Raw genomic sequence first — 13,867 nt, 5'->3', positions numbered from 1 at the left:
TAGACCAAGCGTAACACAGTGAAAGTATAAGCGATCATGCTACTGAAAACTGATATAAATATGTTGAAAATAATTGGCCTGATGCTCGGTCTGGGGACGATTTCTACAGGTAGCTCGGCGATCACACTAAACTGTAGCGATGACAGCCAAAAAACGGCTGCCATGAATAAAGTCTGCTCAGCATCGCTGGCTGAATCTCGTGCAAAACTCGCAGACCAATACTTTACTGCTTTTCTGATTACCGATGCGCCTGTGCGCTTATTGCAAGATAGCCAACAATTATGGGCGACCCGTTTACAGCAATGCAAAACGCTAGACTGTTTTAAACAGCAGTTTGAATGGCGTTTAGATGATTTAAATGTCTATATTTCACTGAATCAAAGTCTGACCCAGCATTATATTAAGTTTGAACAGGGACAAATCGCCAAGCAGCCTGTACATCTCAAGATTCATCAACTGACCAAAGACCGGATCAAGATTGAAGGCCTAGCCTATCGTAATCCGAATAACCGGACCGAGAAACAGATCATTCCTTTTTTAGCCTATACTACGCCTGAGACAAAAAACCAGATCACCAATAACGAAAATGACTGCCGCTATGAGTTTAACTATAGTAAAGCCATTTTAGCGGTCAGTAGCCAGCAAAAAGGCTGTGAACGTTTTACCGGTATTTATCGACTATATGATTGATTTATTTTGAAAAATATTATAATTTATCGTTATATAAAATGAGATTTTTGGTGTAAAAAATAGCCCGCAAGCGGGCTATCAATTTAAGCTGGATAGTATTGCGCAATTTCCTGACTGATCATTGCGGCCGTTGCAGCTGATAAAGTCCAGCCCAGATGACCATGTCCGGTATTGTAAAAGACTCGCTCATGTTTGCCACGACGTACCACAGGCATCATATTTGGCATCATGGGGCGTAAGCCTGCCCAAGGCAAGACATGCTCAGTACACAGGTCAAAATTACGATTGGTCCAGTCAATTAAAGGTTGAATTCGGTCAGCACGAATATCCCGGTTATAGCCATTAAACTCGGCTGTTCCTGCAACACGCAAACGATCCTTGCCTAGGCGTGACAAGACAATTTTCGCACTTTCATCTAGCAGACTGACCCAAGGTGCGTTGTTCTGGCTCTGCTCATCATTCAGTTGCACGGTAATCGAGTAGCCTTTGACTGGATAGACATTGACTCGTTCACCAAGTATTTCAGCCAATTGATAGCTGCCAACCCCTGCACAGACCACAATGGCATCTGCATTAATTTCCAGAACATCCTCTGGAGAGGAATGGACATTTTCAGTACTAGGTTTGCATTTAACCCGAATATTCTGAGCCTGATGATCAACAACAAAAACATCTTGACCAAACTCAAATTTCACGCCTTTTTGCATACAGGCTTTGGCCAAACCGGTACTAAATTTATGAATATCCCCGGTGGCATCGCTCTGACAGTAAAATCCTGCATAATAATCGCCAGTTAATGCAGGTTCGATCTGCTTGATTTCTGCATTGGAAATGGCATTGCGCTCCAGACCACCGCTACACAACAGATCATTGACTTTGATCGCAACATCATAATCTGTCTTGTTATGATAAAAATGTAAAATTCCACGTTTTTCTAAATTGAAATCAATATTTTCTGTTTCGGCAATTTCAAATAAGCGTGCTCTTGCCAGTAAAGCCAGCCGTACAGTCTCTCGGGTATTGGCTTCATAATGTTTGATATTGCCCAGAAATTCCATGAGCCAGCTGTATTTATGCACACTGAAAGAAGGATTGAGCAAAAGTGGTGCGGTTTTTTGTGACATCCATTTGATGCCTTTGAGTACCGTGGCTTTCTGGTTCCATACTTCGGCATTACAGGCAGAAAGCTGGCCGCCATTGGCAAAGGATGTTTCCATTGCCGGATAAAGATGCCGATCAACCACAGTCACTTGATAGCCTGATTGTGCCAGCTCATAAGCTGTGGTTACTCCGGTAATACCGGCCCCAATCACCACGACATGACGCATAGACACCTCCTTGATTATATTGATGTCTTTTCCCATCTGTCATGTGTACCTGAGAGCTTCGGTAGATACATTGCACATCAATGCGGCCACCTTCCCCTTCGGTGAGTGATTGAACACTTCTCTCCAGAGTTTTTATCCATTATCACAGTCCTTTTGCCTGAGAGTTTCCTGGGAACTTGCTCCTTCGGCGAATGCAGAAGCATTTCTCTCCTGCAATAATGTTTTATTATCATGAGCAATTTATATACCATTTTTAGGAAAAACACAGTTTTTATTTATGTTAATTCACGTGAATTTATCTGTGATTCTTTTTAATTAAGAGCATACATGGGTGATGGAGGATATTGCCTAGATATCAAATTTTTAGATTTTGCTGTCCTAAGTAAAATGAGCAAGTTCTATCCTTTATAAAATTCCAGAACTTATTTAATTTTGGCGCTTAAATAGAACTCAACATTTGCTTAGGCTATTTTAATAATTCAAAGTATATGTCATCCAAAGCAAAATTTAGACTTTTATCATTTATCCTAGAATTTTAGATAATCCAAGAAAGCATCAGTACTAAGCTTCCTGCTGCGACCACTGTTTGTACACTGATAATACTAGCCATTAACTCACTATCGCCACCATACACCCGGGTTAAGACATACGAAGCTGAGGCGGTAGGAAGTGCAAAGAACAAGACCAATACCTGAGTAGTTAATGCATCAATCTGGAAAATTTTACACACTAAAAATGCAATCAGCGGCATTCCGAACAGGCGACCAAAGGTTATCAGGCTGAGTGGCAATACATCACGCTGAAAACCCTGAAACTGTAAGGCTGCTCCCACACACATCAAACCGAGCGGCAAACTGCACAGTGCAATCTGTTTAAGGAACTGCTCTGTTCCAGTCCAGAGTGACAAACCGGAAAGATTAAATAAACCACCCACTATACAGCCTAAAATTAATGGATTTTTAGACAAATCCAGGACGATTTTTTTCAGCTGCATATCGTGGCTACGGGTAAATGCCAGCACTGACAAGATATTCACCAAAGGAATACACAGCACCATGATCACAGCGAAAATAGTCATACCCTGCTGCTGAAATAAGGCGCTGACAGCAGCAAGGCCAATATAGGTATTAAAGCGCAGTAAACCTTGAACATAGACGCCGAAACGCGCATAGGAAATTCGGTAAATTTGGCGCAAGATATACAGCGCAATACTGACCACAGCCATGATGCTAAATACGACCAGTACTACATCCTGAATGACATTCATTTGAATCTTGGCAGTGGCCAGATTTAAAAACAGCATTACCGGAAACAATGCATAATAATTTAACTTTTCAGCGCCTCGCCAAAAATCATCACTCAACCATTGCCTACGCTTAAGCAGATAACCAAAGCTGATCAGTCCGATGAGGGGAAATAAAGAAGTTAAAATAATATGCAGCATGTGACATCCTGGTCTGTTTTCTGCCTAATCTTAAGCCGCTTAGACTGAACAGAAAACTTAGCATATTGATGAGCTTTTTCACCACTCAATTTAAGTAGCAAAAAGCTTGAATTTTCACCAACTAATCATATTGATCTGATGATTTTTTCTAAAATCAGTAAATGTAACGGAATCAAAGGTTCTCCGAGCTTTTGACCCAGTGGATATGCTTCAATCTTTTCAGTCAGCTGATAGCCATGGCGCTGATAATATGCCAACAGTTCAGTACGAACATTTAACACTGACATCTGAATCACGTTCTTCTTAAATAATTCGAAAATATGGGATTCGGCAAAGTCCAATAATTGCTTGCCATAACCCGAGTTTTGCTCAGCAGGTGCAACAGCAAAGCTTCCAATCTCTGCTACTTGCTGCCCTAAGCTCACGCCAATACAACCAAGAAGCTTATTTTCAATTTCCAACACAAACAGCTGAAAATCTGCTGAATTGAGCAATTCATATAACTGTTGTTCTTGAATACGATCACCCTGGATCATTCCTTCTTCTGTGGTCCATCCACCCCGAGTACGATAAGCTGTATTAATTAGTATGGTAAGTTGCTGAATATCAGCTTTGCTTGCCAATCGTATATTTTTATAGTGATTCATTTTATAAATAAAAAAGTCAGACCGGAGTCTGACTTTAAAACAATTTCACTTTAAAGTTAAAGCAAATTATTTAGGTTCAATCGGTGCAAATGGCGCAACTACATCGGCATTTTGCGCACGGTGACGCATGAAATGATCCATGAGTACTATCGCCAGCATCGCTTCAGCAATCGGGGTTGCACGCACACCCACACAAGGATCATGACGGCCTTTGGTCAACACATCAGTATCTTCACGCTCAATATTGATGGTTTTACCCGGCGTGGTGATAGATGCAGTCGGCTTCAACGCAATCGCAACACGAATGTCCTGACCGCTAGAAATACCACCTAGAATACCGCCAGCATGATTGGCCAGGAAGCCTTCTGTGGTGAGTTCATCACGGCTTTCATGACCAAACTGTTCAGCAACGCCAAAACCATCACCGATTTCTACACCTTTAACGGCATTAATCGACATCATGGCATGCGCAATATCAGCATCCAGACGATCAAAGACTGGCTCGCCCCAACCGACTGGCACTTTAGATGCAATGATCTCCAGTTTAGCGCCACAACTGGTACCTTGCTCACGCAAAGACGTCACTAGCGCTTCAAAACGCGGTACTGCATCCACATCGCCACAGAAAAACGGATTGTTTGGAACTTCGTTCCAGTCCAGTTTCTCTGCTTTTTCAGTACCAATCTGGGTTACATGACCACGAATCTCAATGCCAAATTTCTCGAAAAGGAATTTCTTGGAAATTGCACCCGCAGCAACACGCATTGCCGTTTCACGCGCACTTGAACGGCCTCCACCACGGTAATCACGGAAACCATACTTTTGGGTATAGGTATAGTCAGCATGACCCGGTCGGAATGTCTGCGCAATATTGCCGTAGTCTTTCGATTTTTGATCCGTATTACGAATTAACAAACCAATTGAAGTACCGGTGGTTTTACCCTCAAACACACCGGAAATAATTTCTACTTCATCGGGTTCTTTACGTTGGGTTGCAAATTTCGATGTACCCGGCTTACGGCGGTCCAGATCCTTTTGCAAATCAGCTTCAGTCAGCTCAATGCCGGGTGGAACCCCATCGATGATCGCCATCAGGCCAACACCGTGAGATTCACCACAAGTCGTTACACGGAACAGTTGCCCTATACTATTACCTGCCATGTCAAACGACTCCTTATGCTTGAATAGACTGTATGAATAAATCACGGTAGGTACGACATTGCTCTGCAGTCAATGCAAAGATACCCGTACCACCTTTCTGGAATTGTAACCAGTAGAAATCAACCGAATTAAAGTTTTGGCGCATCGCCCATTCTGAGTTACCCACTTCGATCACGATCAGGCCATTCTCAGTCAGATAATCTGCTGCTTGAGCCAGCATTTTACGCACCAGATCCAGACCGTCCTGACCTGCAGCAAGTGCAAGCTCAGGCTCATGATGGAATTCCTCAGGCAAATCAGCCATATCTTCCGCATCGACATACGGCGGATTAGATACGATTAAATCGTATTGGTTTTCAGCTGGAATTTTTTCAAACAGATCTGATTCAAGCAAAGCGATCTGATATTGCTTGTCATGATGCTCAGTATTGATTTGCGCAACTTCCAAGGCTTCTTTCGAAATATCAGTCGCATCTACTTCCGCTTCAGGGAAAGCATAAGCCAAGGCAATTGCGATACAGCCGGAACCGGTACACATATCTAGAATGCGTTGTGGTATCTTCGGATTCGGGTTTTCCGGCAAGTTATTAACCGCTTCACCCATTTGACCATGTTCACCCAGGAAATACGGGGCAAAACGGTTCTGAATCAGTTCAGCAATCGGTGAACGTGGAATCAGCACACGCTCATCGACATAGTAGGGTTTGCCGTCAAAGTAAGCCAGATTCAATAAATATGAAGTTGGAACTTTTTCATTAATACGGCGTTCCAGCAGACTTAAAAATTCGGCTTTTTCACTTGGCAATAATTTGGCATCTAGAATTTCAGCGTCCGCTTTCCATTCTAGTGACAGGGTTTGCAACACTAGCGCTGAACTTTCAGCAAAATAATCTTCTGTGCCTTGGCCCAAATGTGCATCGTATTGACGTAATGCTGTCACACCAAAACGAATAAAATCACGAATGGTGGTTAAATTTTCAGCGGCTTCCTGCATATGTTCAGGGCTAATAGTCGGTCGATCCACTTAAGGCGTCTCCAAGGTCATTTTTTTAAACGCCTTATGATACCCTGTTTTGCCTGCTTTTATAATGCTAAAAGCATGAAAAACACGAATTCTCTACGCTCACAAAAATTATAAAACTCCTGTTTTTGTGAGCGATTATGCAGATAAATGTTTACTTTATTCAGAGGTGTTTTTGTTAAATATCCATGTTAATGGTATGACGACTTATCGAAAACCGGACGCATAAGAACGGGATTGATAAAGATTGGCCTGATCCATAATCAAAGCCAGCATACATTGCCCTTGTTGCTGTTTGGCATATTTTCCTGACATTCTAAGATTACATTGCTGGGCCAGTTTACGCTCCCACAATACATGCTGACTGCGAATGGCGGCGGTTTGATTCGGATTCAATTTAAGATAAGTTTTATAGTTTTTCTTCAGACGTTTATTGTGAACTTTCAGCTCTTTTTCCAGGCATTTTTCCGCTTTAGGTGTATTACCATAACTAAAATTCATGCACTGTGTATATTCCTTGGAATACCCAATAGCAGCCTGCGTCTGAACCGCAGTACCCGCAAAAATTGCAACTAAAAACCATGCAAGACGCATAACTTCCCCTTGACCGAAACCGGTACAATCCCAATAAATGTTTAACAATCAATATTGTTTAAATTATCCACTGATATTAACGCAGTCCGGACAAAAATCCTATGCCTTTCTCGGACTGAAAGATTAAACAGTTGCACAATTGAAAATTGGCACATGACCCACATATAATCCGCATTCAATCTTCAAATGAGCCCAGATCTATGAGCTATAAGCACAATAATCTTATGGCGATGCGCCAGAATTACTGGAATGACCAAGCCTCCAGTCAGGTACAGCAAGAAAAGGTTTTTTTGCAGTCGACCTTAATGCAGCATGGCGTATTTACCGATGCGACACTGGACGATGCTAAATATCTGTTTTTTGGCTTGCCAAGTATTGTGATTGTAAAAGGCTATGCTTTGGGCTTTATGCATGACAGCGTACAGCGCCTGATTCATCAACATATTCAAACAAATAAACAACAGTTACAGCAACGATCTGAATTAAAAATCCAATTTCAAATGGCATAATGCCCCGTCTAAACTGATACAAGTTGGTGAATAAATGAAAGCTTGCCTAGCTTTTACTATGAATTCAGCAGCTTAAACTTTTTTAATACGTGCAGAAACGCTACTATCCCTTACAATGATTTATTCTGCTTCATGCTGATGATGAAAGGATCGAGTTTACATGTCAGATCAGAACGATAAGCTTAAACAACTGAAAACCTCCTCTATGGATCGACGCTTATCGATCGCAAAGGCATCCTTGCTGGCAGGCACGCGTTGGGCGGCTTCTAGTGCAAGCTCCATGTTCTCAAGCGAAGAAGAAAAAGAAAAGAAACGTAAAAAAGCCATGAAAGAACAGGCTGATTATCTGGTGGCAGAAATTGGCAAGCTAAAAGGTTCTATCGTTAAAATTGGCCAGATGATGGCGCTGTACGGTGAGCATTTTCTGCCAGAAGAAGTCACTCAAGCTCTAAATACCCTGAACAATCAGACGGTGGCATTGGCATGGCCAGCCATCAAGACCCAGTTACAGCAACAACTCGGTTCAAAACTCGACGATCTCACCATTGATCATGAACCTTTGGGCACAGCTTCTTTGGCACAGGTACATCGCGCTACCCGAAAATCTGACGGCATGGAACTGGTGTTAAAAATTCAGTATCCGGGTGTGGCAGAAGCCATTGATTCGGATATGAGTCTGTTTAAAAACATGCTGAAATTGACCCGTATCGTGCCACAGACTCGCGAATTCGACCAATGGTTCGATGAAGTCCGTGAAATGATGCATCGTGAAGTAAATTATCAGATTGAAGCAGATACCACGCGTCGTTTTGCTGCCCGTTTAAAAGATGATCCTCGCTATATCGTCCCAACCATTATTAATGAATATTGCTCAGATCGTGTGCTGTGCATGACTTTTGAACGCGGTGTGCCGATCAACAGCCCAGTGATGTTGTCCTTACCCCAAGAACGCCGCAACCAGCTAGGTGAAGCCTCTCTAGAAATTGCAGTGCGTGAAATCTTCGAATGGGGCGAGATGCAAACCGATCCGAACTTTGGTAATTATCTGGTTCGTCTGGGCAATGGCGCAGATGTGCACGACAAGATCATTCTGCTCGACTTTGGCGCGATCCGTCAGTTTGACCAGCATCTGCTCAGTGTTGCGCGTAACCTGATTCAGGCAGGCTATCATCATGACTCGGATATGATGGTCAAGGCGATGACTGGTTATGAGTTTTTTGATTCGATTCCGCAAAGCATTAAACCAGATATGGCCAAAGTCTTTTTACTGGCCACCGAAGCGTTTAGCTCACCACTGAATAATCAAGAATTGCCAGCTGGCATCATGGATGAACATAATCGCTATGACTGGAAAAAAAGCCAGCTGCATAGCCGTGTGATGCAACAGGCGTCGAGATCTATGGCTTCACGTTATTTCAGTGTTCCACCCAAAGAATTTATGTTTATTAGCCGTAAATTTATTGGTGCCTATACTTTTATGACCGTGATTGATGCCAAAACCAATGTGCGTGCCATGATTAAACATCATCTCTCTTAAAATAAAACCTGCATCAAAAAGACCCGGATGATTTTGTCATTCGGGTCAATTTTTAGACATATTCGATTTTTTATATTTTTATCTTTCTTTTATTTTTCATTAATTTATTCCTCCATTTCTTCAATCCCCGAAACCTAAAAATTGTCAATCATTCGTGTCAGGGATGACATGGTTTTATCTCTGAGTGCATGTCAGTATTAAAAAAAATAACGTGACAACACCTTTAGGATAATCAGAATGAATAATATGGTGAATAAAGCCCAAGGATTTGGCTTGTCCATACTGACCAAAATCGCGGGTAGCGAAGTATTAGACCAGTTAAAGCTGCGGAAATTTGTAGAAAAATCACTTTATCAAAGTTCAAAAGTAGGATTCAAAACCCTGAGTCAAACCCAGAAAATCCTGAAATCTGGCCAGAAGATTCAAAAACAGCGTCTGCCGCATCAGTCTAAATCCTTATTTGATCTAAACCTGACTGAAGAACAGCAAATGACCTGTGATGCCATGCAGCAATTTGCCCAAGAGGTGCTGTATCCCTTGGCGCATGATGCAGATCAGCATGAATTATTTCCCCATGAACTCTGGCAATACAGCACTGATTTAGGTCTGAATTTCTATGCCCTGCCTGAAGCATTGGGGGGCGTTGCATCAGAACAGGATATTGTCAGCAATATTTTAATCGCTCAACATTTGGCACAAGGAGATTTCAGCCTGACCGCTGGCTTACTTTCGACTTTTAGTGTCATTAACGCCATTACCCGCTGGGGCTCAGAGCAAATTCAGGCAGAATATCTGGGCACTTTCGCAGAAAATCCTGAATTAAAGGCTACCTTTGCGGTGCAGGAAGAAACAGCAGCGTTTAACCCGGAGCAACTTAAAACCAAGGCTGTTGCACATCAGGGACATTATCTGATTCGGGGTGAAAAGACCTTAGTGCTCTTGGGAGAAAGTGCCGATCTGTATCTGGTCAGTGCTGATCTGGATGGCAGAGCTGAGGTCTTTGTGGTGCAACGCGACAGCACCATCACTGCGAAAAAGTCGCCTGCTATGGGTTTAAAGGCCACAGAAACAGTCACGCTCAAATTTGAAAATACTCCAGCACAGCGTCTGGGAGATGAAGATTTTGATTATCGTGCATTCGTAGATTTGGGCAATTTGATGTGGTGTGCAATGGCAGTAGGTACCTGTGAAGCCATTAAGAAATATTGTGTGCAATACGCCAATGAACGTATCGCTTTTGGCGAACCGATTTCCCATCGTCAGAGTGTCGCCTTTATGATTGCCGATATGGCCATTGAAATTGACGCGATGCAAGTGTTGATCTTGAATGCCGCTAGTCTGGCTGAATCGGGACAAAACTTTCATCGTGAAGCCTATCTGGCCCGTCTGCTCTGCGCAGAAAAATCCATGAAAATCGGCACCGATGGTGTACAGATTTTGGGTGGTCATGGTTTCACCAAAGAACATCCGGTAGAACGCTGGTATAGAGACCTGAGAGCCACTGCCATTCTCCATTCTGGCTTGCATGCCTGATCAAAACATAAAGAAGAACAATAATGAATCTACAAACTCCAAAAAAATTCAAGCTTTTGATTGATCAAGCACATGAAGTTGCCCTCAATGTTTTGCGCCCTATTTCACGTAAATATGACAAGGCTGAACACGCTTATCCGATAGAGCTAGACATGCTCGCTTCAGTCGTGGATGGCATGAACCAAGGTAGTGAAGGCATGAATGCAGGTGCAGCAGTCAATAAACGTGGCGATGCAGACAGCAGCAATAAAAATGGCATTAATATGTCTACCGCCCTGAGCATTATTGAAATGTGTTATGGCGATACTGGTTTATTACTTTCGATGCCACGTCAAGGATTAGGAAACTCAGCCATTGCAGCCGTTGCCAATAAGGAACAATTACAGCGTTTTCACGGGACTTGGGCAGCCATGGCGATTACCGAGTCAGGCTGTGGTTCAGACTCTGCGGCGATTCGTACCACTGCGACTAAAGACGGTGATGACTATATTCTGAATGGTGAGAAGATTTTTGTAACATCCGGAGATCGTGCTGATGCAGTGGTCGTTTGGGCCACTCTGGATAAAAAGCTGGGACGATCAGCCATTAAATCATTTGTGGTGACCAAAGGTACTCCAGGAATGAAGGTTGAACGACTGGAACATAAATTAGGGATTAAATCATCCGATACTGCCACGATTAGCTTTATCAACTGTCGAGTACCTGCAGCAAACCTGCTCGGTCATGCAGAAATCGATGTTGCTAAAGGCTTTGCTGGCGTGATGGAAACCTTTGATAATACTCGCCCGCTGGTCGCCGCCATGGCGATTGGTTGTGCGAAAGCCTCGCTGGAACGCATCAAGGAGATTTTTAAGGATCAGCTGGACTCCACTTATGCCACACCGTATTTACAAAGCTCTAATATCGCAGCACAAATCTATCATATGGAAGCTGAATGGGAAGCAGCACGCTTGCTGATGCTGAAAGCCGCCTGGATGGCCGATAATCACAAACCAAATTCACGTGAAGCATCTATTGCCAAAGCCAAGGCCGGTCGGATCGGTAATGAAATTACCTTAAAATGTGTCGAACTGGCAGCAGCCATTGGTTATAACGAAACTGAACTTTTGGAAAAATGGGCGCGTGATTCCAAGATTCTGGATATTTTTGAAGGCACCCAGCAAATTCAGCAACTGATTATTGCCCGTCGGGAATTAGGAAAATCATCGAGCGAATTAAAATAATGATTGCTCATTAAATAGCGAATTAAACTTATCTAAATTGAATAAACGATGGCTTTTTTAAGCATTTAGCGTTATAAAAATTCATCGTTTTTTCAAAATAAAATCAGTCCAATATGTACTCTATTCGTCCCATTCAGCCTGAAGATAATGCTCAAATTGCAAGCATTATTCGTGGTGTTTCCCAAGAGTTTGGACTGGCAGCAGAATCTGGTTTTGCCGTAGGTGATTCTATTCTAGATGAACTATATCAAGTTTATCAGCAACCGGAATCAGCTTACTGGGTTGTTGTAGATCAACAAAATAAAATTTACGGTGGTGGTGGAATTGCGCTATTAAAAGGTGATGCAACTATTTTAGAAATTCAGAAAATGTACTTTTTACCTGAAATTCGTCAGCAGGGTTTTGCCAAGAAAATTTTAGAATTATCTTTTGAATTCGCACAGGCTCATCAGATTAAGTCAGTCTATCTAGAAACAACTAAAGTGCTTTGGCAAGCGGTGAAACTCTATGAAAAATTAGGTTTTCAGCATCTTGATCATCCTCAAGGCAATACCGGACATAGTGAAGCCTGTGAAATCTGGATGCTGAAAAATCTTTCAACTTAGAGATTTTTTAGTAGATAGATAAAGTTTGTACATTAATAAAGTGCTTTCATCAGCAGCAAGCTTGACTCTTGTATATAGGCTGCCTAACATCGAAATACGTTTATTCAGGCATGGAATTCACAGTTTGTTTGTTTCTCATTTATTCAATCCAATTAAATCTAAACGTTCACTATTTCATTCTCAATCTTTTAAATTTTCCTCTATTTTATTGAGCACTTTTCTTTTTGCGGGTTGTTCATCCTTGGGCGGAGGCTCGGTAGAAAAACGCGCAGCTAAGCTGTCTAAAGGCATTCAAACTGCTTATTCCACCCCATCCAGTACAGCTAATCGTGTTTCACCTTTAATTGTTCAACATGCACAAAATCAGGGTGTAGATCCGCTTCTAGTGGCGGCTGTGATTCGTCAGGAATCTACTTATCGTAGCCAAGCAACTTCGCCAGCAGGTGCGGTAGGCTTGATGCAAGTGATTCCGAGATATTGGCAACAAACTTGTCCAGGTGATTTATACAATGAAAGCAGTAATATCCAATGTGGTACATATATTCTTTCTAAATATAATCAATCATCCGGTGACTGGAAGAAAGCGCTTGCCTATTATAATGTAGGTCCATCGGGTTATGAAAATAATCGTAAAATGCGTAAACAAGGTAAACGTTATGCCAAACAAGTAAAACAGCATAAAAAAATGCTGAAAGACTCTCTATAATTACTGATTTAAGCTAATTAAATTAATAATGCTTAGGCTATTTGATGTAAAGCTTTGATAATTAGTAGTTATTAAATAATACCTATTGAAATTTCTGCTATGAAAGCATATTTAGAAAATATTAACTACAGTTGTGATACGCGTGTTCGGTAAAAATACCCTGCCATAAAAAACCAGCGATTCGCTGGTTTTTTATTTTTTAGGATTTATAAGATAGAACTGTAAAATCTTTTAGATCAAACTATATCGACCGGATAACACTAGTCATCTTAACGCGAATCATCCTTCTAAGAAGACTTTAATAAGATTTCAAATAAATACTTCTATACACTTAAATTAATAAGTTCGTGGAGCTCGATAGGAAGTGAATGCATATAGAAATCAGAATCAAAAATAAAAGACTTACTCCTAAAATCCTGCGCACAAAAAAATCCCCCTCTGCCTTAGCGGAGGGGGATTTTGGAATAATGAGCTGGCGATGACTTACTCTCACATGGGTAACCCCACACTACCATCAGCGCTAAGAGGTTTCACTTCTGAGTTCGGGAAGGGATCAGGTGGTTCACTCTTGCTATGGTCGCCAGCACAACTGTTTATGGACTTGTTCGGGTCTTATTTAACTGCTGTTGCAGTGTTTGCCGTACTTCGTACCAAATGAGTTATTAACAGAGATACTTGAGTTAAATTAGGTTGTTCATTTTATCTAGCTTTTCAACTAAATCAAGTTTGATCGTTTGATTTCGAATCAATTGAGCTTCATACAACAACTGTTTGGGTGTTGTATAGTCAAGCCTCACGAGCAATTAGTATTGGTCAGCTTCACATATCACTATGCTTCCACATCCAACCTATCAACGTCGTAGTCTTCA

The 13,867-nt window shown here is 41.8% G+C and carries 13 protein-coding genes, 2 rRNA genes and 1 riboswitch; of the genes, 7 read left to right on the top strand and 8 right to left on the bottom strand.

The window, feature by feature from the left end:
• Positions 1-36: 36 nt before the first annotated feature.
• Positions 37-690 (top strand): A1S_1983 family putative colistin resistance protein, encoded by a 654-nt coding sequence (locus tag ACTL4S_RS13855; protein WP_441299556.1) that lies wholly within the window; start codon positions 37-39, stop codon positions 688-690.
• An 83-nt stretch (positions 691-773) separates the two neighbouring features.
• On the opposite strand, the gene ACTL4S_RS13850 is transcribed toward ACTL4S_RS13855, so the two are convergent.
• From ACTL4S_RS13850 to ACTL4S_RS13825, 6 genes are all read right to left on the bottom strand, one after another.
• Positions 774-2,018 carry a D-amino acid dehydrogenase gene (locus ACTL4S_RS13850; protein WP_191112235.1) on the bottom strand — a complete coding sequence of 415 codons (1,245 nt, stop codon included), beginning with the start codon at positions 2,016-2,018 and terminating at the stop codon, positions 774-776.
• Positions 2,019-2,153: 135 nt separating this feature from the next.
• A riboswitch (glycine riboswitch) is annotated at positions 2,154-2,241 on the bottom strand.
• Between the two features lie 312 nt (positions 2,242-2,553).
• Positions 2,554-3,462 (bottom strand): AEC family transporter, encoded by a 909-nt coding sequence (locus tag ACTL4S_RS13845; protein ID WP_005262773.1) that lies wholly within the window; start codon positions 3,460-3,462, stop codon positions 2,554-2,556.
• A gap of 125 nt (positions 3,463-3,587) precedes the next feature.
• The gene (locus tag ACTL4S_RS13840) at positions 3,588-4,109 is read right to left on the bottom strand and encodes a GNAT family N-acetyltransferase (protein WP_441299555.1); all 522 of its coding nucleotides are present in this window, start codon (positions 4,107-4,109) and stop codon (positions 3,588-3,590) included.
• Positions 4,110-4,175: 66 nt separating this feature from the next.
• Entirely contained in the window at positions 4,176-5,270 is a 1,095-nt protein-coding gene (gene aroC, locus ACTL4S_RS13835; RefSeq protein ID WP_441299554.1) for a chorismate synthase, read from the bottom strand.
• A gap of 13 nt (positions 5,271-5,283) precedes the next feature.
• Positions 5,284-6,294, bottom strand: a complete 1,011-nt coding sequence (prmB, locus tag ACTL4S_RS13830) for a 50S ribosomal protein L3 N(5)-glutamine methyltransferase (protein ID WP_005100101.1) — start codon at positions 6,292-6,294, stop codon at positions 5,284-5,286.
• A 204-nt stretch (positions 6,295-6,498) separates the two neighbouring features.
• Positions 6,499-6,885, bottom strand: coding sequence for a DUF1311 domain-containing protein (locus ACTL4S_RS13825; RefSeq protein ID WP_441299553.1), 387 nt, complete (start codon positions 6,883-6,885; stop codon positions 6,499-6,501).
• A 200-nt stretch (positions 6,886-7,085) separates the two neighbouring features.
• Between ACTL4S_RS13825 and ACTL4S_RS13820 the strand changes: the two genes are divergently transcribed.
• From ACTL4S_RS13820 to ACTL4S_RS13795, 6 genes are all read left to right on the top strand, one after another.
• Positions 7,086-7,394 carry a hypothetical protein gene (locus ACTL4S_RS13820; protein ID WP_005100098.1) on the top strand — a complete coding sequence of 103 codons (309 nt, stop codon included), beginning with the start codon at positions 7,086-7,088 and terminating at the stop codon, positions 7,392-7,394.
• Between the two features lie 160 nt (positions 7,395-7,554).
• Entirely contained in the window at positions 7,555-8,931 is a 1,377-nt protein-coding gene (locus ACTL4S_RS13815) for an ABC1 kinase family protein (protein ID WP_004647106.1), read from the top strand.
• 246 nt (positions 8,932-9,177) lie between these two features.
• On the top strand, positions 9,178-10,464 hold the full coding sequence (locus ACTL4S_RS13810) for an acyl-CoA dehydrogenase family protein (RefSeq protein WP_171058350.1): 1,287 nt from the start codon (positions 9,178-9,180) through the stop codon (positions 10,462-10,464).
• Positions 10,465-10,487: 23 nt separating this feature from the next.
• On the top strand, positions 10,488-11,687 hold the full coding sequence (locus tag ACTL4S_RS13805) for an acyl-CoA dehydrogenase family protein (RefSeq protein WP_441299552.1): 1,200 nt from the start codon (positions 10,488-10,490) through the stop codon (positions 11,685-11,687).
• 113 nt (positions 11,688-11,800) lie between these two features.
• Complete coding sequence (locus tag ACTL4S_RS13800; RefSeq protein ID WP_441299551.1) at positions 11,801-12,292, top strand: GNAT family N-acetyltransferase; 492 nt, start codon at positions 11,801-11,803, stop codon at positions 12,290-12,292.
• 124 nt (positions 12,293-12,416) lie between these two features.
• On the top strand, positions 12,417-12,998 hold the full coding sequence (locus ACTL4S_RS13795) for a lytic transglycosylase domain-containing protein (protein ID WP_253160753.1): 582 nt from the start codon (positions 12,417-12,419) through the stop codon (positions 12,996-12,998).
• A 470-nt stretch (positions 12,999-13,468) separates the two neighbouring features.
• Here ACTL4S_RS13795 and rrf read toward each other — a convergent pair.
• Positions 13,469-13,583: ribosomal RNA gene (gene rrf, locus ACTL4S_RS13790) — 5S ribosomal RNA — on the bottom strand.
• Positions 13,584-13,780: 197 nt separating this feature from the next.
• A 23S ribosomal RNA gene (locus ACTL4S_RS13785) occupies positions 13,781-13,867 on the bottom strand; the annotation flags it as partial.

The sequence above is a fragment of the Acinetobacter lwoffii genome, from assembly GCF_052078135.1.
Classification (GTDB): domain Bacteria; phylum Pseudomonadota; class Gammaproteobacteria; order Pseudomonadales; family Moraxellaceae; genus Acinetobacter; species Acinetobacter lwoffii_Z.
Note: the sequence above shows the minus strand (reverse complement) of the source record. Positions and strands in the feature narration are given on the sequence as shown.